Raw genomic sequence first — 20,389 nt, forward strand, 5'->3', positions numbered from 1 at the left:
CCGCCGGGTACCGCCGCCGCGATCCGGCCTTATCGGTAACACAAAGCTGTCCCTGGCCTGCTGTGCGGCAATCCCCTGTGCCCTATGGCTCCGTGCTTGGTTTTGGCCGCTGCCGGGGCGACGGACGGACGGCGCGCGCAGCTGGTGGCGGAGACATGGAAGCGGCGGGCGGCGGCCGGCCGGCGCCCCCGCGCTGTGCGCGGCCCCTCGGTCCTTGGATCGATCCCGACTTCGTTGGGTGGCGCGTGCCTGGTGGTCTTGATGGGGGTGTTCTTCGGCGTGCGCTTCTCGGGCCTACGGATGCTGCTGGTTCTTCTTCCCTCCCTAGGTCGGATCGCGGCGGCGGTACCCGGCGGGCTTCTCCCGCGTCACCAGGGACGGAAGACCCAGGCCAGAGGTGGTTGAAGCTCGCGGCTGACTCTGGCGGCCGCGAGCGCAGCGAGCCTTGATTGAGTAGGGAAACTCTGTCCGCGCAGCTCGTTTCGCGGCCCGCCCCTTTGGTCTGTGTCGTCGTGACCTGCTGGTTTGACTCCGTCACGAACTGGCATATGCGGATCTGACAAGACAGGTTGTCTCACACGAGACGAATCGAGACTATCGAGTCATGTCCACTCGGCGAACTCGTCACCGCAGCAAGGGTGTTCAGCAGCACCAACTTCGCGTAACGGCCGTGCCCACTGCACATGCCCCCGCGGGGACCCCGGAAGATGCCCGCGCTGAGGCCGTGCGGGGGCTGATGGCTCCTGGCGCGCAGCGTCTGCGGCTCGTAGCTGAGTTGGACCGCCTGGATACCGCTTTGCGGCCCCTCGTCGTCCAGGCCGTCCATGCCGGCGTCCCCTACCGGCGCATTGCTGAGCTCACGAACATCTCCCGTGCGACCGTTGCCCGTTGGGGCAAACAAGATCCTGAGGCTTGACGAGCGGGAAGGAAAAGGGCCGCGCCCGATTGCAGCGGACGCGGCCTGACCGATTCGAAGGAGTCGAAGCCATGCCGAATCGATCCCCTTCAATTCTGGCAGAAGATCAAGGGCTCGCGAACGAGCGTTTGCGAGCGGCGATGGTCGCTGCCAACGTCACCACGGAAGGGCTGGCAAGCCACTTGGGGATAGACCCGAAGAGCGTGGATCGGTGGATCACAACAACGCGCATCCCTCACGCACGGAACGCGCACGCAGTGGCCAAGGTGCTTCGCATTGACCCGTACTACTTGTGGCCCATGCTCGATGAGCGGCATCGTTCCAGTGTGAGTCCCCGTGACGAGCTGATGGCCTGCTACCCGAGTCGCGGCGCCGTTCCACACGGTCTGTGGCGTGGAACGCTGCTTGAAGCATCCAGCGTGATCGACCTCGCGATCTCCAACCTGATCTTCTTGACCAACGCTGTCTTCGACCTGCACGCGATTCTCGTCGCGAAGTCTGAGGCCGGTGTACGGGTTCGCATCGCCACTCCTGCTGGCTCCGGCCAGCACGTGGCCTTGATGGATGTCTTCCCCTCGTTGGTAGACGTCCCTGGGGTCAAGCTGGTAACCCATCCTGGGCTACGGGCCGACCTCTACCGCGCCGATGACGAACTTCTGGTCATCACTCCCGTAGATGGGCTCACTCCCGCCCTGTCTCCAGTGCTGCACCTGCGCCGCGTCGGCCCGGCACCGCTGACGGCGGGTTATCTGACTGCGCTGGACAACATCTTCGAGACGGCCACCCCGATGGAGCAGACAGATGCTCCCTGACCCCACTGTGGCCGTGCATCGCTGCTGTGCGGGCAACAGCGTTCCGGTCCTGCTCGCGTTCTGCGCCGGCTGCATCGAGGGCCAGCTCCCGGACCTCAAGCGGCGGATGGAGGCCGTCGGGGATCTCCCCGATCTCGACCTGGGTCCTGGCGACTGATCCGCCCGGAGGAACTTCGACACGTATTCGACACAGCGACCCGCAGAAACCCGGTGACAACCGGACAGCGCCGGACCCTCCCCACTCTGACCTGGGGGCGGTCCGGCGCTTACGCGTCCGCTACCCACAACCCGCTACGTTGCCCTGACCAGCAAAAAGGCCCTCCGGGGTGGAGGGCCGAACTGGGCTGGACAGAAGCGCCCCCGGCAGGACTCGAACCTGCGGCCAAGCGCTTAGAAGGCGCCTGCTCTATCCACTGAGCTACGGGGGCCGGGTGTGGCCGGGTGGCGGAGTCCGGACGTGGGGGTGATCCGTGACCTTGCCGGGGACAAGGATAGGGCTCCCGGGTCCCTGTCCCTGGTGCTTCACCTCCGCGCCGTGATGTGGAGGTTCGGTGAAGCGGTCCTGATAATCGCAGGCAGGTGCGAATCTCGCATCGCTTTTGGCGTCTCACGCCCCGGGTGTTGTGCACTCGTTATGCCTGCGCCCCGGTCGCCCCTTCCATCCCCTGTGTCTGATCGGCGCGCAGAGGCTCCCATATGCTTCAGAAAGCCGTCAAAATTGGGCATTCTTCGCATGTGGTGACCTTGGACGTACGGCCTCAGTTGCTTGACGCACTCTCCGCCCTGCGCGAGCGTGTCGCCGCCGCACGCTTTCCGCTCCCCCTGCCAGGGGCGCCACGCGCGCGTGCCAACCGGGACGAGCTGCTCGCACAGCTCGATGACTATCTCGTGCCCCGGCTCAAGGCGCCCGAAGCGCCCCTTCTCGCGGTCATCGGCGGATCCACCGGTGCCGGCAAATCCACCCTCGTGAACTCCCTGGTGGGGCGGCAGGTCAGCGAGGCCGGTGTGCTGCGTCCCACCACGCGTACGCCGGTGCTCGTCTGCCATCCGGACGATCATCACTGGTTCTCGGGGATGCGCATCCTGCCCGACCTCACGCGCGTGTGGGTGCCCCGCCAGGACCCCGGCGAGGGCCACGACGAGGACGGCGAGGGCGACGGTGACGAGGAAATCACCGCGATCGTCGGCGAGGAGGAGCGCGCCCTGCGGATCGAGACCGCGCCGAGCCTCCCGCGCGGGCTCGCGCTCCTCGACGCCCCCGACATCGACTCGCTCGTCGCCGACAACCGCGTTCTCGCCGCCGAGCTGATCTCCGCGGCCGACGTGTGGGTCATGGTGACCACCGCGTCCCGGTACGCCGACGCCGTGCCCTGGCATCTGCTGCGCACCGCCAAGGACCACGACGCCACCCTCGTCACCGTCCTCGACCGCGTGCCCCACCAGGTGGTCACCGAGGTGTCGCGGCAGTACGGGGCGCTGCTCACGAAGGCGGGACTCGGCCACGTACCGCGCTTCACCGTGCCCGAGCTGCCCGAGTCCGCGGGCGGTGGCGGGCTGCTCCCCGCCACCGCCGTCGCCCCGCTGCGCGCCTGGCTCAGCCACCGCGTCCAGGAGCCCACCGCCCGCGCCCAGGCCGTCGCCCGCACCGCGCACGGCGTCATCGGCTCCCTCAGCTCCCGGATGCCGGAGCTGGCGGGCGCCGTCGCCGCCCAGTACGCGGCCGCGCTGCGGCTCACCTCCGCCGTCGACGAGGCGTACGAGAACGAACACGCGCGCGTGCGCAGGCGGCTGCAGGCGGGCGGTGTGCTCGCCGGGGGCGCCCTGAAGCGCTGGCGCAGCTATCCGCTGGACTGCGGGGCGGGCGAGCTGCTCGACGCCATCGCCGAGAGCCTGGAGGCGCTGCTGCTGTGCGCCGTCACCGCTGCCGACGAGCGCATCGACGAGGCCTGGCGGCGCGAACCCGCGGCCGGCGCCCCGGAGCTCGCCGACCGCGACCCGGACGTGGAGAGCGCCGAGCACCGCATCGGGATGGCCGTCCGCAGATGGCGGCGCGTCCTGGAGGAGTACGCCGAGGACGAGGTCCGCGGGCTGGAGCGGGTCGACAAGAACGCGCTCCCGGACCCGGAAGTCGTCGCCGCGCTGCTGGCCACCGCCCTGCTCGGCGGGCGCCGTGCGCGGTCCGCCGGGGAGGTCCTCGCCGAACGGATCGGCGCCCAGGGCGCGGTCCGGCTGCGCGACCGCGGCGGACGCCTGCTGACCGACTACTTGGAGAAGGTCCTCACGGCCGAAAGGGAGCGCAGACTCGCCCCGCTGGACGCCCTAGAGGTGCATCCCGAACCCCAGGCCGAGCTGATCGCCGCCCTGTCCGTACTGCAGAAGGAGAGGTGACCGCGGTGACCGCCGTCACTGATCACGCCGATCACGCAGACCACACCGATCACGCAGATCATGAAGGCCGCGCTGATCACGCAGACCACGCAGACCATGAAGGCCGCGCCGGTCGCGCAGACCGCACCGGTCGCGAACGCGAGACGCGCGACGGGAGCGCACGCGGTGAGTCCGCACACGGTGACTCCGCACGCGATGAGTCTGGGCGGGCCTGGGACGACGGGCTCATCGCGCGTCGCGTCGCGGGTGGGCCGCGGGGTGCGGACGGGGAGGCGGACGCCGGAGTTCGCTCGTACGTTCCTTCGGCTCCGTCTGTTCCTTCCGGGGCCCCCGCTTCTTACGAAGGGCCCCTGCGCGCCCGCCTCGACGCGCTGCGCGAACTCGTCGGGCTCTCCCGCACCCGCCTCGACACCGGCACGCTCGCCGAGGCCGGCCGGGTCCTGGACGAGGCCGCCACCCGCCGCAGGCTCTCCGAACGGCACACCGTCGTCGCCATCGCGGGCGCCACGGGCAGCGGCAAGTCGACGCTCTTCAACTCCCTCGCCGGAGTGATGATCTCGGACACCGGTGTGCGCAGGCCGACCACCGCGGCGCCCATCGGGTGCAGCTGGACGGACGGCGCCGCCGGGCTGCTGGACCGGCTCGGGATCCCGGGACGACTGCGCCGCCGCCCGCTCCAGGGGCCCGGCGCGGACGAACTCCAGGGGCTGGTGCTCATCGACCTGCCCGACCACGACTCGGCGGTCGGCGAGCACCGCGAGCAGGTCGACCGGATCCTGGCCCTCGTCGATGCCGTCATCTGGGTCGTCGACCCGGAGAAGTACGCCGACGCGATGCTCCACGAGCGCTATCTGCGGCCCATGGCCGGGCACGCCGAGGTCACCTTCGTCGTGCTCAACCAGATCGACCGGCTCCCCGGAGACGCCGCCGACCAGGTACTCGACGACCTGCGGAGGCTGCTCGACGAGGACGGCGTCGCGCTCGGCGAGCACGGTGAACCGGGCGCCACGGTGCTCGCGATCTCCGCGCTGACCGGCGACGGCATCGGCGAACTGCGCGAGACGCTCGGCCAGTTCACGCAGGAGCGGGGAGCCGCGGCGCGCCGTATCTCCGCGGACCTGGACGCCGCCGCGGAACGACTGCGTCCGGTGTACGTGACCGGGCCGCAGGCGGGCCGCAACCGCGGGCGGATCGGGCTCAGCGAGGAGGCGCGCGAGGAGTTCGCCGACCGGCTCGCGGACGCCGTGGGCGCGGCCGCCGCGGGAGACGCGGCGGAGCGGGCCTGGCGCAGGAACGCCGGCAAGGCGTGCGGCGACCCGTGGTTCAGGCTCTGGCGGTGGTACGAGGCCCAGCGCTCCCCGCAGGGCCTGCCGACGCCGACCGGACAGGCCCCCGCGGACGAGGAGGCGACGGCGCGCCAACGGGTGGAGCACGCCGTGCGCACCGTGGCCGACGAGGCGGCGACAGGCCTGCCCACGCCCTGGGGGCAGGCCGTGCGGGAGTCCGCGGCGCGCGGCGCCGAGGGGCTGCCGGAGGCGCTCGACGAGCTCGCGGTGACGGTGGGCGTGCCGGCCGGACGCCCTCCGCGGCCCGGCTGGTGGCCGGTGGCGGTCCTCGCGCAGGCGGCGATGACGCTGCTCCAGATCGTGGGCGGGCTCTGGCTGGTCGGCCAGATCGTCGGGGTCGCCACCCCGAACCTGGGCGTGCCCGCCCTGCTGATGCTGGCGGGCATCGTGGGCGGCCCGTGCGTGGAGTGGACGAGCCGGCTGGCGGCGCGGGGACCCGCGCGCCGGTACGGGAACGAGGCGGAACGGCGGTTGCGGGAGGCGGCGGCCGGGTGCGGACGGGCGCGAGTCCTCGACCCGGTCGCGGCGGAGCTGCTGCGGTACCGGGAGGTTCGGGAGCAGTACGTCCGGGTGACCGGGGCGCCGGTGGGGTGAGGGCGTGGCTGCGGGGAACCGCTCAGGCACCTGAACGAGCTTCTCAGGCACCCGAACGCCCCGCTCAGGCACCCGAACGCCCCGCTCAGGCACCTGAACGACCCGCTCAGGCACCCGAACGAGCGGCCCGGTCCCGCCCGCGCACCCCCCTTTGGGTGTCTGAACGTGCCCCTTTGGAGTGACGGAGTTATCCACAACCGGGGGGTAGCCCACAGGCCTCAGCGGGATCCGCCCGGCCGGTGCAGTCTGAGATCGCAGCCGCGGAAGGCGCGGCGGCGAAGCGGACGAGGCGGGGGAGTGGTGCAGCGTGAACGAGACCTTGGTGACGGTCGTGGGAAATGTGGCGACGACGCCGGTGTACCGGGAGTTGCCTTCGGGGCCGGTGGCGCGGTTCCGGCTCGCGGTGACATCGCGGTACTTCGACGCCGCGAAGAACACGTGGACGGACGGGCACACCAACTTCTTCACGGTCTGGGCGTGGCGGGCGCTGGGCACGAACGTGCAGGGGTCGGTGTCGGTGGGCGAACCCGTCATCGTGCAGGGCCGGTTGAAGGTGCGGGACGAGGAGCGCGGCGGGCAGCACTGGACGTCGGCGGACATCGAGGCGACGGCCGTCGGGCACGACCTGTCGCGCGGTACGGCGGCGTTCCGCCGCGTGGTCAAGGGCAACGCGGCGCTGACGGAACCGGCGACGGAGCGGGCCGATACCGACGCCGGGCTGTGGGCCAAGGAGCCCGAGCCGGTGGGGTGACGCGGCGTCAGGACGGAGCCGGGGGCGGGCGACCGATGTGCGGCATATCGGCGAATGAATGCCGTTGATTTGTCGATAAGCCCAGCTCGGAGCGGGTGTTGGGGATAACGATTCCGAGTCGGATCCGCTGTCGGATGGGATGGGTGGGGCTCGTGATGCGCGGTTTCCTTAGGATGCCGAACGTAGCTCACGGGGCAGTTGGCAGGTGCTGCCATGCAGGTGGCAGGTGTTCCTGTCGCTTTCAGTCTGCTGGCGGGACCACCCCCCAACGTGTGAACGGGTCCCGCCCGGAGGGGAATTCAGTGCTTTCTGCGTTTTCTGCGTTGTCCGCAGCTTCCGCGTCATCGATACGTGGCCGAGGCGCCGCCCGCCTCGCCGCGGTGACCATGGCGGCGGGCCTGGCCGTGGTGGGCACGGTGACCGCCGCCGGCGCGGCCACGGTGGAAGACGCGCCGCAGCACCAGGGCGGCGCGGTCGCGACGCTGGGCGGGCTGCAGACGTTCGACCAGGCCGTCATCCGGGAGAACGGCAGCTCGCAGCAGGTGCCGGCGGGACTCTTCGAGATGTCCGTAGAGGGCGGCGGCACCCTGCAGACGTACTGCGTCGACATCCTCAACCCGACGCAGAAGGACGCCAAGTACCAGGAGACCTCCTGGAGCGGCACCTCGCTGAACGGCAACCGCGAAGCGGGCAAGATCCGCTGGATCCTGCAGCACTCCTACCCGCAGGTGAACGACCTCGCGGCACTGGCCCGCAAGGCGGGGGTGCGTTCCCTCACCGGGCAGAGCGCCGCGGCCGGCACCCAGGTGGCGATCTGGCGGTACTCCGACGGCGCCGAGGTCGACGCCGTCGACCCCCAGGCCGAGAAGCTCGCCGACTACCTCTACAAGAGCGCGCGCGACAGCGCCGAGCCCAAGGCGTCCCTGACGCTCGCCCCGCCCGCCGTGTCGGGACGCGCGGGAGAGCGGCTCGGCCCGGTCACCGTGCGGACCGACGCCGACTCGGTGACCGTGACGCCGCCCGCGGACTCCGAGGCCAGCGGCGTGCAGGTCGTCGACAAGGACGGCAAGCGCGTGAAGTCCGCGGCCAACGGCAGCCGCCTCTACTTCGACGTGCCGAAGGACGCCCCCGACGGCGTGGCCGCGCTGTCCGTGCAGGCGTCGACCACGGTGCCGGTCGGCCGCGCCTTCACCTCCGAGACCCGCAGCCAGACCCAGATCCTCGCGGGCTCCAGCGAGTCGACGGTGTCGGCGACGGCGACGGCGAACTGGGCGGAGAAGGGCGCGGCGCCCGCGCTCTCCGCGGAGAAGAACTGTGCCAAGGGCGGTGTGGACATCACCGCGAGCAACAAGGGCGACGAGCCGTTCACGTTCCGGCTGATGGGCTTCGAGCACACCATCGCGGCGGGTGCGTCGCAGACCGTGACGATCCCGTTGCAGGAGGACCAGCCCTACGACTTCACGATCAACGGGCCGGGCGGCTTCGAGAAGCGCTTCAAGGGCGTGCTCGACTGCCGGACCGAGGGCGACACGGTCGACACCAAGGCGCAGCCCGTCTCCGAGCCGAGCCCCGCGTCGGCGGGCGGCACCACCACAGGCAGCGGCGACCTGGCCGAGACCGGCAGCTCCAGCAACACCCCGTTGATCATCGGCATAGCGGTGGTGTTCGTGGTGATCGGTGGCGCGGCGGTCTTCTTCCTCCGCAAGAAGGACGACCCGTCGGAGCCCTCCGCCGACGAGTGAGAACCGCGAGTGAGAACCGCGAGTGAGAACCGCGAGTGAGAACCGACGGGTGAGAGACGACGAGTGAGGCGCGCGGCAGTGGCTGCGCGGTCCGGGCCGTTCCCCGGGCCGCGTGACGCTGCCCGAGGCCGACGACCACCGGCCGGCAGTGACAGTCCAGATCGACCGACAGTGACAGCCCGGCTACCGATGTCTACGTCAAAGCCCCAGCTCAGGCCCACCCGCTGATACGGGTTTCCTCCGGGAGGTGGCCGTCAGGCAAGATGGGGTGTATCTGCCCACTCACTGATTGCCGGACGGTTTCTCTTGGCTGAGTACATCTACACCATGCGCAAGACGCGCAAGGCGCACGGCGACAAGGTGATCCTCGACGATGTCACCTTGAGCTTCCTTCCTGGCGCCAAGATCGGTGTCGTGGGCCCCAACGGCGCCGGTAAGTCCACGGTGCTGAAGATCATGGCCGGGCTCGAGCAGCCGTCCAACGGGGACGCGTTCCTCTCGCCCGGGTACAGCGTCGGCATCCTCATGCAGGAGCCGCACCTCGACGAGTCGAAGACCGTGCTGGAGAACGTCCAGGACGGCGCCGCAGAGATCATGGGCAAGCTCAAGCGCTTCAACGAGGTCGCCGAGCTCATGGCGACCGACTACTCGGACGCGCTCATGGAGGAGATGGGCAAGCTCCAGGAGGACCTGGACCACGCCAACGCGTGGGACCTCGACGCCCAGCTCGAGCAGGCCATGGACGCGCTCGGCTGCCCGCCCGGCGACTGGCCCGTCACCACCCTCTCCGGCGGTGAGAAGCGTCGCGTCGCGCTCTGCAAGCTCCTCATCGAGGCGCCCGACCTGCTCCTCCTCGACGAGCCCACCAACCACCTCGACGCCGAGTCGGTGAACTGGCTGGAGCAGCACCTCGCGCAGTACGCGGGCTGCGTCATCGCCGTCACCCACGACCGGTACTTCCTGGACAACGTCGCCCAGTGGATCCTGGAGCTCGACCGAGGCCGCGCCATCGCCTACGAGGGCAACTACTCCACGTACCTGGAGAAGAAGCAGTCCCGTCTCAAGGTCGAGGGCCAGAAGGACGCCAAGCGTGCGAAGCGTCTGAAGGAAGAGCTCGAGTGGGTGCGGTCGAACGCCAAGGGGCGGCAGGCCAAGTCCAAGGCGCGTCTGGCGCGTTACGAGGAGATGGCCGCCGAGGCGGACAAGATGCGGAAGCTGGACTTCGAGGAGATCCAGATTCCGCCGGGCCCGCGCCTCGGCTCGATCGTCGTCGAGGTCGAGCACCTCTCGAAGGCCTTCGGTGACAAGGTCCTGGTCGACGACCTCAGCTTCTCCCTGCCGCGCAACGGCATCGTCGGCATCATCGGCCCGAACGGCGCGGGCAAGACCACGCTGTTCAAGATGATCCAGGGCCTGGAGCAGCCGGACTCCGGCAGCATCAAGATCGGTGACACGGTCAAGGTCTCCTACGTGGACCAGGGCCGCGCCAACATCGACCCGAAGAAGACGCTGTGGGCCGTCGTCTCGGACGAGCTGGACTACATCAACGTCGGCCAGGTCGAGATGCCCTCGCGGGCGTACGTCTCCGCCTTCGGGTTCAAGGGGCCGGACCAGCAGAAGCCCGCCGGTGTGCTCTCCGGCGGTGAGCGCAACCGCCTCAACCTGGCGCTGACCCTCAAGGAGGGCGGCAACCTGCTCCTCCTCGACGAACCGACGAACGACCTGGACGTCGAGACCCTGTCCTCCCTCGAGAACGCGCTCCTGGAGTTCCCGGGTGCCGCTGTCGTGATCTCCCACGACCGGTGGTTCCTCGACCGGGTCGCCACGCACATCCTGGCGTACGAGGGCGAGTCCAAGTGGTACTGGTTCGAGGGCAACTTCGAGTCGTACGAGAAGAACAAGGTCGAGCGACTGGGCGCGGACGCCACCCGGCCGCACCGCGCCACCTACAAGAAGCTCACCCGGGGCTGAGGCGACTGTGGCTCGACACATATACGAGTGCCCGCTGCGCTGGTCGGACATGGATGCCTTCGGGCACGTCAACAACGTCGTCTTCCTGCGGTACTTGGAGGAGGCGCGCATCGACTTCATGTTCCGGCTGGCGCCCGGGGACGGGTCCCCGTCGTTCTCCGGCGGCTCGGTCGTGGCCCGGCACGAGATCGACTACGTACGGCCGTTGGTGCACCGGCACGCGCCGGTCACCATCGAGTCGTGGGTGACGAAGATCGGTGCGGCGTCGCTGACCATCGCGTACGAGGTCAAGGACGCGGATCAGCTGTATGTGCGGGCCTCCACCGTGGTCGTGCCCTTCGACCTGGAGGCGCAGCGGCCCCGGCGGATCTCCGCCGAGGAGCGGTCGTTCCTGCAGGAGTACGTCGACGACAGCGCCGACAGCGCCGACAGTGGCTCGGGGGCGCTGGCCGCATGACCGCGCGGCTCCACTTCGCCGATGCCGGGGAGGCGGCGGACCTCGCCGCCTTCCTGGCCCGGCTGATCCACTACGACAAGGCGGCCGCGGTGCGGCTGCAGGCCGCCGGGGACACGCTCGCCGTGTTCGGGCGGCCGCCGTCGTTCGAGGTGCTCGTCATCCGTACGGCACGGCTCGTCAAGCCGTACGAGCACGGCCTCGACACCGCGCTCGACGTCACCGTCTCCGCCGGGGAGTTCCTGGAGCGGGTCGGTGAGTCGGTGGAGTCCGAAGCGGCGCGGGGGGTCGCCGACGTTCCGGCGGCCGTCACCGGTCCGCCGTGGGCGGGTGTGCTGCCGCCCCGGGGTGGTTGGCGGCAGGAGCCGGGGCTGCCCGCCCCGGACGTGATACGGGCGCTGGTGAAGCAGGCCGTTGCCGAATTCCGGTCCCGTATCGAGGAGTTGCCCGCCGAGCGGCGGGTGCGGGCCGAACTCGACCGGGTGGGACGGGAGATCTGGTCCCGCACGGTCGGCGACACGGGGCTGCCGGTGCGGGCCGCGCACGCGGCGCAGTCCCTGGGCTTCCTGCGCGGGGACGCGCTGAGCCTGCTCTCCTCGGGAGCGTGGCTGCGGCTGCGTACCGCCTACGGGTCCGTCGCGGTGCGCCGCGCGGGCGTCGGAGGGCTCACCGTCACGCCTGCGTGAGCCCGGGGTGCGGCCGCGCGGTCGGTCGTGCAGGGGTCGTGCAGCGATCGAGTGGGCGTGCGGTCAGTCGCGTTCGTCCGGCCATACCGCGATGTGGTCGCTCTCCAGCTCCAGCGCCACGCGGTCCCGCATGTCCAGGGCCGCCGTGTACTCGGCGGGGAGCTGGGGGCGGCCGGCGCGGTCCAGCATCGCGTACTCGCGGGAGATCAGGGACTCCTGGCCCGTCGAGGCGCCGACCTCCGTGCGGCGCAGGACCTCCGTCGAGGTGCGGCCGTCGCGGATGGCGACCGTGCGGCGGACCTCGGAGGCGACCGCCTGGTCGTGGGTGACGATGACGATCGTGGTGCCGAGTTCCTCGTTCGCGGTGCGGAACGCCGTCAGAAGTACGAAATCCCGTCACCCCGTGGACCCCCGTGCCCCGCCCGCGCCCGCGCCCGCGCCCGCGCCCGCGCGCGTATGCCCGCGCGCGTATGCCCGCGCGCATATGTTCCGTGCCGTTGTGCCGCCCCCCCCGGCCCTGTGGATGCTTTCAGAGGGCCGGCACTGACGGACGGAGTGGAGCAGTTAAGGGTGGGGCGGACGGGGCGGGAGGGGATCAGATGTCAGCGGGGCGTCAGCCTTCGGAGTTGACCATGGACGCCGCCGCGTACGTCAGGTAGTTCCACAGTGTCCGCTCGTGCTCCTCGGAGAGGCCGAGCTGGTCGACCGCCGCGCGCATGTGCTTCAGCCAGGCGTCGTGCGCGGCCCTGTCGACCGTGAACGGCGCGTGCCGCATGCGCAGGCGCGGGTGGCCCCGGTTGTCGCTGTAGGTGCGGGGGCCGCCCCAGTACTGCATCAGGAAGAGCGCGAGGCGTTCCTCGGCCGGTCCCAGATCCTCCTCCGGGTACATCGGCCGCAGCAGCGGGTCCTCCGCGATCCCCTGGTAGAAGAGGTGCACCAGGCGCCGGAAGGTTTCCTCGCCGCCGACCTGCTCGTAGAAGGTCTGCTCCTGAAGCGTGCCGCGTGGGATCTCTTTCACACTGTCCATGGTCTCAGACGGGGCGGCCGAGTACGGAAGGCTTAGGACCATCCCCGGACCATGGCCGGGCCCTTCGCCACGTCCTTCCCGCGTCCTTCCCGCATCCTTCTCCGGGATCATCCTGATCCGTCCCGGTTCGGCCACTCGCATCGGCGGGCTCCGCGCAGCACAGTGGACCCATGGAACCCGACCCTGCACGCGTCACGGAGGCCCGGGCCGCGCTGGTGCGCGAGATCGAGGCGAGCGGGGCCTGGCGGGACGCCCCGGCCTGGCGGGCGGCGTTCACGGCCGTCCCGCGGCACCTGTTCGTGCCCTACTACTACGTCAGCGCGGGCGGTGGGTACGAGCGGCTGTGGGGCGAGGACCCCGACGACCGGCGGCGCACCCGCTGGCTGAGCGGCGCCTACACGGACGCCCCGCTCGCGACCCGGGTGCGCGACGGCGAGCTCGTCTCCTCCAGCAGCCAGCCGTCCCTGATGGCGAAGATGCTCGACGAACTGGACATCCCCGACGGCGAGAGCTGCGACGTCCTGGAGATCGGCGCGGGCACCGGATACAACGCCGCGCTGCTCGCCCACCGGCTCGGCGACGACCACGTCACGACCGTCGACCTGGACCCGGAGATCACCGAGTCCGCGCGGCGGCACCTGGCGGCCGCCGGATACCGCCCGGCCGTGGTGACCGGCGACGGGGCGGCGGGCTGCCCCCGGTACGCCCCGTACGACCGGATCATCGCGACCTGCACCCTGCCGTCGGTGCCCAGGGCCTGGCTCGCCCAGTGCAGGCCGGGCGCCCGGATCCTGACGCCGCTGGCCACCGGCCTGATCGCGCTCACCGTGCGGGACGCGGAGCACGCCGAGGGGCGCTTCCTGCACACGCCCGCCTACTTCGTGCCGCTGCGCGGCGGCACCCGGACCCCGCACGAGCAGCACATCGGGGGGCTGCCGCGCAGGGCCCTGCAGAACGAGCTCTTCCGCTTCCTGCTCGAACTCACCGCGGGCAGCCTCGACCCGCACGAAGCCCTCGCGCTGTGGCAGCGCGAGGGCCGGCCGGTGCGCGAGCGCTTCGGTGTCACCGTGAGCGGACCGTACGAGTGGGCCTGGCTCGACGACCCCGAGGGGCCGTACGTCTGGCCCCTGTGAACGGGCTCAGTCGCGGCGGACCGTGAGTGTCGTCCAGGCGCCGACGTGCACCTGGTCGCCGTCGTGGAGCGGTACGGGGACGAACGGCTGGATGGGCTCCTCGCCGCCGTTGACCGTGGTGCCGTTCGTCGAGTTCTGGTCGACGACCGCCCAGCTGCCGTCCGGCTGCTGGACCAGCATCGCGTGCTGGTGCGAGACGCCCGGGTCCTCCGGCGGCACCGACAGGTCGATGTCCGGGGTGTCACCCGTGGAGTGCCTGCGGCGGCCGATGCTGATCTGGTTGCCGGCCAGCGGGCGCTGCTGCTCCGGCGAGTACGCGGGCAGGTTCAGGCCCGACGCCTCCGGGCCGCTGCGCTGCATCATCGCCATGAAGTACTCGCGGTCGGGACCGATCGTCACCGTCCACGTGCCGGGCCCCTGCTGGGGCTGGGGAGCCTGCGGCTGCCCGCCGCCCTGCGGGAACGGGTCCGACTGGAACGGCTCCTGCTGGAACGAGTCCGGCTGGTAGGAGTCCGGCTGGTACGGCTCCTGCCGGTCCGCGGACGAGGGCGGCGAGATCACCCAGTCGTCGCCTCCGCCGCCGAACGCGGGGCCGGGCGGCGGCGGGGGCGGACCCTGCGGGGCCCCACCCTCCTGCGGGAACGCGGGCGGCGCGGGCGGACCCGGCTGCTGGAAGGCCTGCGGGGCGCTGGGCGGCACCTGGCCGGGCTGGCCGGGCTGGCCCTGAGGGCCGGGGCCCTGCGGACCCGGACCCTGCTGGCCGGGGGCCGGGTAGCCGGGCCGGCCCTGCTGACCGGGACCTTGCTGACCGGGACCCTGCTGGCCGGGGACCTGGTAGCCGGAGCCGGGGTGGCCCTGCGGACCGCCGGGGCCCTGCTGCCCGGGACCCTGCGGACCCTGCGGTCCGGGGCTCTGCTGGCCGCCACCGTTGCCGAACGGCGGGATCGGCTCGGCGGGCCGGTTCATCTGGGAGGGGCGCGAGCCCTGGTACTCGTAGCCCGGCGGGGGCTGCTGCTGGAACTGCTGCGGCGGGGGGCCGCCCTGGCCGGGGCCGCCGTACGTGTGCGGCAGCGGCGGGTTCGGCGCGGCGGGCGTGTACGAGGTCGCCGTGTTCGTCAGGAAGTTCCAGCGGCACTCCTCGCAGAACGGCGCGTTCGCCTCGCGGGGCGTGCGGCACTGCGGGCAGAGCTCCGCCTCGGGGGCCGCGTCCGGCACGGCGGCCAGGTGCGGGCGCCCCGGCGCGGGCTGCGGGAAGCCCGGGTCCTGGCCGGGCGGCGGCGGGGGATAGCCGTAACCGGCCGCGGGGGGCGGTGGAGGCGGCGGGGGCACGGTACCGGCCATGCGGTGACCGCAGACCTCGCACCAGTCGTCGGAACCCGACTGGTGTCCGTTCGGGCAGGTCGGCATGTCGGCGCTTCCCCCTCTCCTTCTCCGGCCCGAGGGCCGTACATCGTGGTCGCTCCGCGGCGCCCGTGCGCCGCGTCACTGGTCCTGCGTCGGTCCTGCTGCGGTCCTGCTGCGCTCTACTGCTTCTTCACGCGAACCGTCTTCGTCGACCGGGTCTCGAGTGTCATCTCGTCGGCCTCGGCGACCTTCGCCTTCAATCGAACAGTACCTGCCGCGGCGTCCACGACGTCCACCACCTTCGAAAGCAGTTTCGCCGTATCGGCGTTGCCCGAGGCGCTCGCGAGCTGGACGGCGCGGCCCAGTTTCGCCGTCGCTCCGTCGACATCTCCCGATTTGCGGGCGTCGAGTCCCTGCTGGATGACTTGTGCCAGTTCCGCCTGGCCCGTGTAGTGCGCGACCTGCGGATTGATCGAGGTGGAGGCCGCCATGTCGTCCGTCCACACCGCCCGCACCAGGCCCTGCGACAGGGTCTGCACGCTGCCGTCGCCCTGCGGCACGACCAGCGAGACCCGGGCCGCGAGCATCTCCTGGCCCAGTTCCGCGTTCGGCACCTGTACGCAGATGTGGTAGTCGCGGGACTCGTCGCCCCAGGACCCCGTCGGGTAGTCCCCGGCGCGCGGTCCCGCCTCCGTGCGACGGCCGGTCAACTCCTCGACCGTGGGCGCCACTTGCTTCACGAACTTGATCTCCACGCCCACCGGCGTCCACAGCCGCAGGCTGACGTCGGCGACCTCCTTGCCCATCGCCGCCTCCATCATCTGCGTGAAGTCGGCGGCGAGCCCGGCCGGGTCGGCGACGATGTCGGCGGTGCCGAGCAGCGCGGAGGCGATCCCTGTGACCTCCTTCACCTCCCAGTCCGTGCCGACGCCGCGGGCGTCGCAGGTGAAACGGCCCGCACAGGAGTCGAGCGCGGCCTTGAGGTCGTCGGGCGACTCGTGTTCGTTGCGGCCGTCGGTGAGCAGGATGCCGTGCCGGATGGCCACGTCGGCGGAGGACAGCAGGCGGTCGGCCAGCCGCAGCCAGGTGCCGATCGCCGTGCCGCCGCCCGCGCTCAGCCTGCGCAGCGCCTGCTTGGCCGCCTCGCGGGTCTGCGGGTCGGCCACCGCGAGGCGGCCGCTGCCCGGGTAGACCTCCTTGGCGACGTGCGTGCCGCCGATCACCGCGAAGTGCACGCCGTCGCGCAGGGCGTCGATCGCGGCGGCCGTGGCGTCCCGCGCGCCCCGCATCTTCGTCGGCGGGTAGTCCATCGAGCCGGAGCAGTCGACCATGACCGCCACGGCGGCGTCCGGGCTCTGTCCCGCGGAGTACAGATGCGGTGCACCCACCGCGGAACCGATCGTTCCACCGCCGGTCGAGCTGACCGTGGCGATGGCGTTGACCTCCCGTCCACCGTCCGGGAGGTACTCGTTCTGGTACACGTCCACCGAGAACTGCGGCACGTTCGACTTCGAGAAGTTGGCCATGGAACTGCTCCCCCTCAGATCCTCAGACGTCCGGACGCCGGCTTCCCCCCTGGTCCGCCGGGCTGCCCATGGGCGGGCATGCGTCCGTTGTGCTGGCGCTCGTGCGCGTGCGCGTGCGCCCTAGGCCGATCCTGCCCCTTGCGGCACGAACGGGAACGGGACGACGGCCACTGTTACGTTGTCGTGGCCCCCGCCGTCGAGCGCGTGACCGACCAGGACCTGGGCGCTGTGCAGCGGCCGGTCCGCGGCGTCGGCGGGCACCGCGTCGGCCATCTCCGCCACGCCCTCGGCGTAGTTCCACAGCCCGTCCGTGCACACCACCACTACACCCGCACGGTCCGGCTTGAAGGAAGCGGTGTGCGGCTCCAGTTCGTACGCGTCCGCGCCGAGCCAGCCCGTGATGGCGTGCGCGCGCTCGTCGGCGTACGCCTCGGCCTCGTTCATCAGGCCCGCGGCGACCATCTGCGCGGCCCACGAGTCGTCCTCGGTCAGCCGGACGGTGGGTCCTTCGCGGTCGTCGGGCACCCAGTAGGCGCGGCTGTCGCCGACCCAGCCGATGACGAGCAGGCCGCCCGCGACGACCGCGCCGACCAGGGTGCAGGCGGGCGCGTTCTGGTGCGGGCTGTGCTCGCGGGCCGCGGCGGGCTCGGCCGCGAGCGCGTTGACGGCGTCGGAGGCCGCGAGGATCGCCTCGTGCATCCCCTGCTGCGGGTGGGTGCCGCGCGGCAGCGATTCCAGGAGCGCCTCGTTGGCGGCGCGGGACGCGGCGAGCGAGGCCTCGTCGGGGCGGGTCGCCGAGGAGACGCCGTCGCAGACGATCGCGACGACGGCGGGGGAGCCGTCGGGCAGCGCGGCCGCGGAGATCGCGAAGGCGTCCTCGTTGCGGTGGTGGCGCAGGCCGCGGTCGCTGACCGCGGCGACCGCGTCGAGCTCCTGCTCCATGTGGTCGCGCTCGCGCGGCTGGGCATGCCCGCAGTTCTCGCAGTACCCGTCCGGGTCGACCCGGCCCGAGCGGCAGGCCACACAGAGCTTGGTGCCCGCGGGGGGCGTGGGGTCGGGCGCGTTCGTACGGGGGTCGGCGGGGGCCGCCTCGGCCGCGGGGGCCACAGGTGGCGCGGGTGCGGCCGGGGCGGGCAGCGGGTACTCGTCGGGCTCCGCGGGGGCGGCCGGCCTCTCGGGGAGCTCGCCGCCCGCCGAGTCCGTGCCCTGCAGGTCCGTGGGCAGATGGGTCGGCACCGGCACGTCGGAGCTGTCGACGTCCGGCGCGACGGGCCACCGTTCGGCCTTCGCCTCCGCGGCGGCGGTCCCCGCGGATCCGGGGGACCCGGCGGCGGACCCGTTCGGGGACGCGTCCGGCCGGGGCGGCACCGCCGACAGGTCGAACCCGCACGCACCGCAATACAGGTCGCCCGACTCCAGCGGCTCCTCACAGCTGGGGCAGGCGGACAGCTGGGGCATCTGCGACATACTCACACCCACGTCCGGGGGCGGAAACGGTTGGCCCGCTCCACCAGTTCGATCCTCTCCTCGCCACCCTGAGCGAGCCTGGCCAGTGTCCGGTACGAACGCTCCAGACCGAACCGGAGACCGCGCTCGTCCAGGTCGCTGCCGAGCAAGACGGTCCGCGTTCCGGTGGAGGCCGGTGGCGCGGAGACGTGACCAGAGTGCCTACCGGAGAGTACCCAGTCGAGCGCCGTCCCCAGAACCTCGGTCGACAACCGCTCCCTGCGCACCGCGTCGAGACCGAAGCCGGCGAGGGCCTCGATCTGCCCCGCCGCGGCCGTCAGGTCGTCAAGGAAGGCGGTGCCCGACGGCGCCGCGGCCCCCGACGCCATGCGCTGCCGCAGCCGCGCCCGCACCGCCGCGACCCGGGCCGCGGTGTAGTGGATGGACGACTCCGGCACGGACTCCAGGGTGCGTACGGCGCCGGACCTGTCACCGGCGGCGAGCTGCACGCGGGCCAGGCCGAACGCGGCGCTCACATAGCTCGGGTCGGTGGTCCACACCAGGCGGTAGTACTCGGCCGCGTTGTCCAGCTGGCCGAGGACCTCGGCGCACACGCCGAGCGCCAGCTTCGGCGCGGGCTCGCCGGGGAACGCGTCGTAGACCGCGTCGAAGGAGAGCGCCGAGTTCTCGAAGTCGCCGGTCGCGAGCGACGCCACGCCCCGGTACCAGACCACCCGCCAGTCGTCCGGGTGGCGGCGCTCCAGATCGGCCAGGGCCTCGGCGGCGGGCGCGAGTTCGCCCATCGCGAGCCGGGCACGCAGTCCGCTCAGCTTCAGCTCCAGGGAGTCGGCGGGCGCCGACCCCAGCGCGGTGATCAGCTCGGCGGGCGCGGACGCGATGAGACCGGCGAGGAAGCCGGCGTTCGGGTCGCCCGGGTCCACGAGGGGCACGGGCAGCGCGAGGGACGTGGCGGGGGCGTCGACCACCCGGACGATCCCTGAGAGGGCCGCGGTTCCTGTGGTTCCTGAGGCTCCCGTGACCCCTGTGGCGCCGTTGGGGCCGGGCGCCCCTTCGGGGCCCGCGGTGCTCGTGCCCTCGGGCAGCGCCCTCCCGCTCCGCGAGGCCGTCCCGGTGCGCGCCCCGAGGTGGGACACCTCCCCGGCGAGCTCCGCGAACAGTTCCGTGTCCGTCACCTTCACCTCGGGCCCGAACAGCGTGGAGAGCGCGGGCCGGGGAAGCCCCGTCTGCAGCGCCACGACCTCCCGCAGGACGCCCGTGAGCTGCTCGGCCATCTCCTGCGCGGAGGCGAAGCGACGGGCCGGGTCCGGGTCGGTGGCCCGCACCAGGAGGCGGTAGAAGGACTCGTACGTACGGAAGACCTCGATGTGGTCGGGGTCGGGCAGGGAGTCCACGAAGACGTTCGTGTAGCCCTGGAAGTCGAAGGCCAGGACGGCGAGCGTGCGCGCCACGGTGTAGAGGTCGGAGGCGACCGAGGGGCCCGTCTCGGCGACCTCGGGGGCCTGGTAGCCGACCGTGCCGTAGATCGCGGACTCGTCGTCGTCCATGCGGCGGACCGCGCCCATGTCGATGAGCTTGAGCTGGCCCTCGGTCTGGATGGCGTTGTCGACCTTGAAGTCGCAGTACAGGAGGTTGCGGCTGTGCAGGTGCCCGAGCGCCTCCAGGGCCTCGATGCCGTACGCGCAGGCCTGCTCGACCGGCAGCGGATCGCGCTTGCCCGCGGGCGTGCGGCGGCCGTTGGCGATCTCCTTCAGGGACTTGCCGCCGACGTACTCCATGACGATGTAGCCGTCCATGGAGCCGGTGCGCTGGTCGAGGTGCTCGACGAAGTTGTAGATCCGGACGATGTTGGAGTGCTCGATCTCGGCGAGGAAGCGGCGCTCGGAGATCGCGGCGGCCATGGCGTCCTGGTCGCCCGTGTCGAGCAGGCCCTTGAGGACCACCCAGCGGTCGGACACCGCACGGTCGATGGCAAGGTAGACCCAGCCGAGGCCGCCGTGCGCCAGGCAGCCCACGACCTCGTACTGGCCGTGCACGATGTCGCCGTCGGCCAGCTTCGGCACGAAGGAGTACGGGTGGCCGCACTTGGTGCAGAACCCCTCGGTGCGGCCCGGCCGTTCACCCCGCGCACGCCCCACCGGGGCCCCGCAGTCCGAGCGCGAGCAGAATCGCTTCCGCTCGGGCACCTCGGGGTTCTCCTGCACCGCGCCGCGCGGGTCGGGGCGCGGCACGTCC

At 71.7% G+C, this 20,389-nt stretch carries 16 protein-coding genes, 1 tRNA gene and 1 pseudogene; 11 read left to right on the top strand and 7 right to left on the bottom strand.

The window, feature by feature from the left end; translation table 11 throughout:
• Positions 1-736 precede the first annotated feature (736 nt).
• The 3 genes from ACZ592_RS27280 to ACZ592_RS27290 all read left to right on the top strand — a co-directional run bounded on the left by ACZ592_RS27280 (position 737) and on the right by ACZ592_RS27290 (position 1,885).
• Positions 737-916, top strand: a complete 180-nt coding sequence (locus ACZ592_RS27280) for a helix-turn-helix domain-containing protein (protein WP_471584407.1) — start codon at positions 737-739, stop codon at positions 914-916.
• Between the two features lie 71 nt (positions 917-987).
• Positions 988-1,728, top strand: a complete 741-nt coding sequence (locus tag ACZ592_RS27285; RefSeq protein WP_471584275.1) for a helix-turn-helix domain-containing protein — start codon at positions 988-990, stop codon at positions 1,726-1,728.
• Positions 1,718-1,885 carry a hypothetical protein gene (locus ACZ592_RS27290; protein ID WP_471584276.1) on the top strand — a complete coding sequence of 56 codons (168 nt, stop codon included), beginning with the start codon at positions 1,718-1,720 and terminating at the stop codon, positions 1,883-1,885. The genes ACZ592_RS27285 and ACZ592_RS27290 overlap by 11 nt, the downstream gene beginning before the upstream one ends.
• A gap of 198 nt (positions 1,886-2,083) precedes the next feature.
• Here the strand turns inward: ACZ592_RS27290 and ACZ592_RS27295 are convergent.
• Positions 2,084-2,156: transfer RNA gene (locus tag ACZ592_RS27295), tRNA-Arg, on the bottom strand.
• Between the two features lie 307 nt (positions 2,157-2,463).
• On the opposite strand from ACZ592_RS27295, the gene ACZ592_RS27300 reads away from it, so the two are divergent.
• The 7 genes from ACZ592_RS27300 to ACZ592_RS27330 all read left to right on the top strand — a co-directional run bounded on the left by ACZ592_RS27300 (position 2,464) and on the right by ACZ592_RS27330 (position 11,660).
• Positions 2,464-4,116: a GTPase domain-containing protein gene (locus ACZ592_RS27300; RefSeq protein ID WP_471584277.1), complete on the top strand. Its 1,653-nt coding sequence runs from the start codon at positions 2,464-2,466 to the stop codon at positions 4,114-4,116.
• Entirely contained in the window at positions 4,113-6,056 is a 1,944-nt protein-coding gene (locus ACZ592_RS27305; RefSeq protein ID WP_471584278.1) for a YfjP family GTPase, read from the top strand. The genes ACZ592_RS27300 and ACZ592_RS27305 overlap by 4 nt, the downstream gene beginning before the upstream one ends.
• Positions 6,057-6,363: 307 nt before the next feature.
• Positions 6,364-6,807: a single-stranded DNA-binding protein gene (locus tag ACZ592_RS27310; protein WP_471584279.1), complete on the top strand. Its 444-nt coding sequence runs from the start codon at positions 6,364-6,366 to the stop codon at positions 6,805-6,807.
• Between the two features lie 302 nt (positions 6,808-7,109).
• The gene (locus ACZ592_RS27315) at positions 7,110-8,549 is read left to right on the top strand and encodes a Cys-Gln thioester bond-forming surface protein (RefSeq protein WP_471584280.1); all 1,440 of its coding nucleotides are present in this window, start codon (positions 7,110-7,112) and stop codon (positions 8,547-8,549) included.
• A 306-nt stretch (positions 8,550-8,855) separates the two neighbouring features.
• On the top strand, positions 8,856-10,520 hold the full coding sequence (ettA, locus tag ACZ592_RS27320; protein WP_471584281.1) for an energy-dependent translational throttle protein EttA: 1,665 nt from the start codon (positions 8,856-8,858) through the stop codon (positions 10,518-10,520).
• A 7-nt stretch (positions 10,521-10,527) separates the two neighbouring features.
• The gene (locus tag ACZ592_RS27325) at positions 10,528-10,977 is read left to right on the top strand and encodes an acyl-CoA thioesterase (protein WP_471584282.1); all 450 of its coding nucleotides are present in this window, start codon (positions 10,528-10,530) and stop codon (positions 10,975-10,977) included.
• A complete protein-coding gene (locus ACZ592_RS27330) occupies positions 10,974-11,660 on the top strand; it encodes a DUF8185 domain-containing protein (protein ID WP_471584283.1) in 687 nt (228 codons plus the stop codon). The genes ACZ592_RS27325 and ACZ592_RS27330 overlap by 4 nt, the downstream gene beginning before the upstream one ends.
• Positions 11,661-11,723: 63 nt before the next feature.
• Here ACZ592_RS27330 and ACZ592_RS27335 read toward each other — a convergent pair.
• Both ACZ592_RS27335 and ACZ592_RS27340 read right to left on the bottom strand, forming a co-directional pair.
• A pseudogene (locus ACZ592_RS27335) lies at positions 11,724-12,044 on the bottom strand (ABC transporter ATP-binding protein); the annotation flags it as partial.
• A gap of 229 nt (positions 12,045-12,273) precedes the next feature.
• Positions 12,274-12,687, bottom strand: a complete 414-nt coding sequence (locus tag ACZ592_RS27340; protein ID WP_471584284.1) for a globin — start codon at positions 12,685-12,687, stop codon at positions 12,274-12,276.
• Between the two features lie 170 nt (positions 12,688-12,857).
• Here ACZ592_RS27340 and ACZ592_RS27345 point away from each other — a divergent pair, with 170 nt between their 5' ends.
• Positions 12,858-13,820: a methyltransferase domain-containing protein gene (locus ACZ592_RS27345; protein WP_471584285.1), complete on the top strand. Its 963-nt coding sequence runs from the start codon at positions 12,858-12,860 to the stop codon at positions 13,818-13,820.
• Positions 13,821-13,826: 6 nt separating this feature from the next.
• Here ACZ592_RS27345 and ACZ592_RS27350 read toward each other — a convergent pair whose 3' ends face one another.
• The 4 genes from ACZ592_RS27350 to ACZ592_RS27365 form a co-directional block, all read right to left on the bottom strand.
• Positions 13,827-15,227 (bottom strand): FHA domain-containing protein, encoded by a 1,401-nt coding sequence (locus ACZ592_RS27350; protein WP_471584286.1) that lies wholly within the window; start codon positions 15,225-15,227, stop codon positions 13,827-13,829.
• 116 nt (positions 15,228-15,343) lie between these two features.
• Entirely contained in the window at positions 15,344-16,690 is a 1,347-nt protein-coding gene (locus tag ACZ592_RS27355) for a vWA domain-containing protein (protein WP_471584287.1), read from the bottom strand.
• 120 nt (positions 16,691-16,810) lie between these two features.
• A complete protein-coding gene (locus ACZ592_RS27360) occupies positions 16,811-18,157 on the bottom strand; it encodes a PP2C family protein-serine/threonine phosphatase (protein ID WP_471584288.1) in 1,347 nt (448 codons plus the stop codon).
• A 2-nt stretch (positions 18,158-18,159) separates the two neighbouring features.
• The gene (locus ACZ592_RS27365; protein WP_471584289.1) at positions 18,160-20,385 is read right to left on the bottom strand and encodes a serine/threonine-protein kinase; all 2,226 of its coding nucleotides are present in this window, start codon (positions 20,383-20,385) and stop codon (positions 18,160-18,162) included.
• Positions 20,386-20,389 lie beyond the last annotated feature (4 nt).

It is taken from the genome of Streptomyces sp. NPDC040622 (assembly GCF_055593965.1).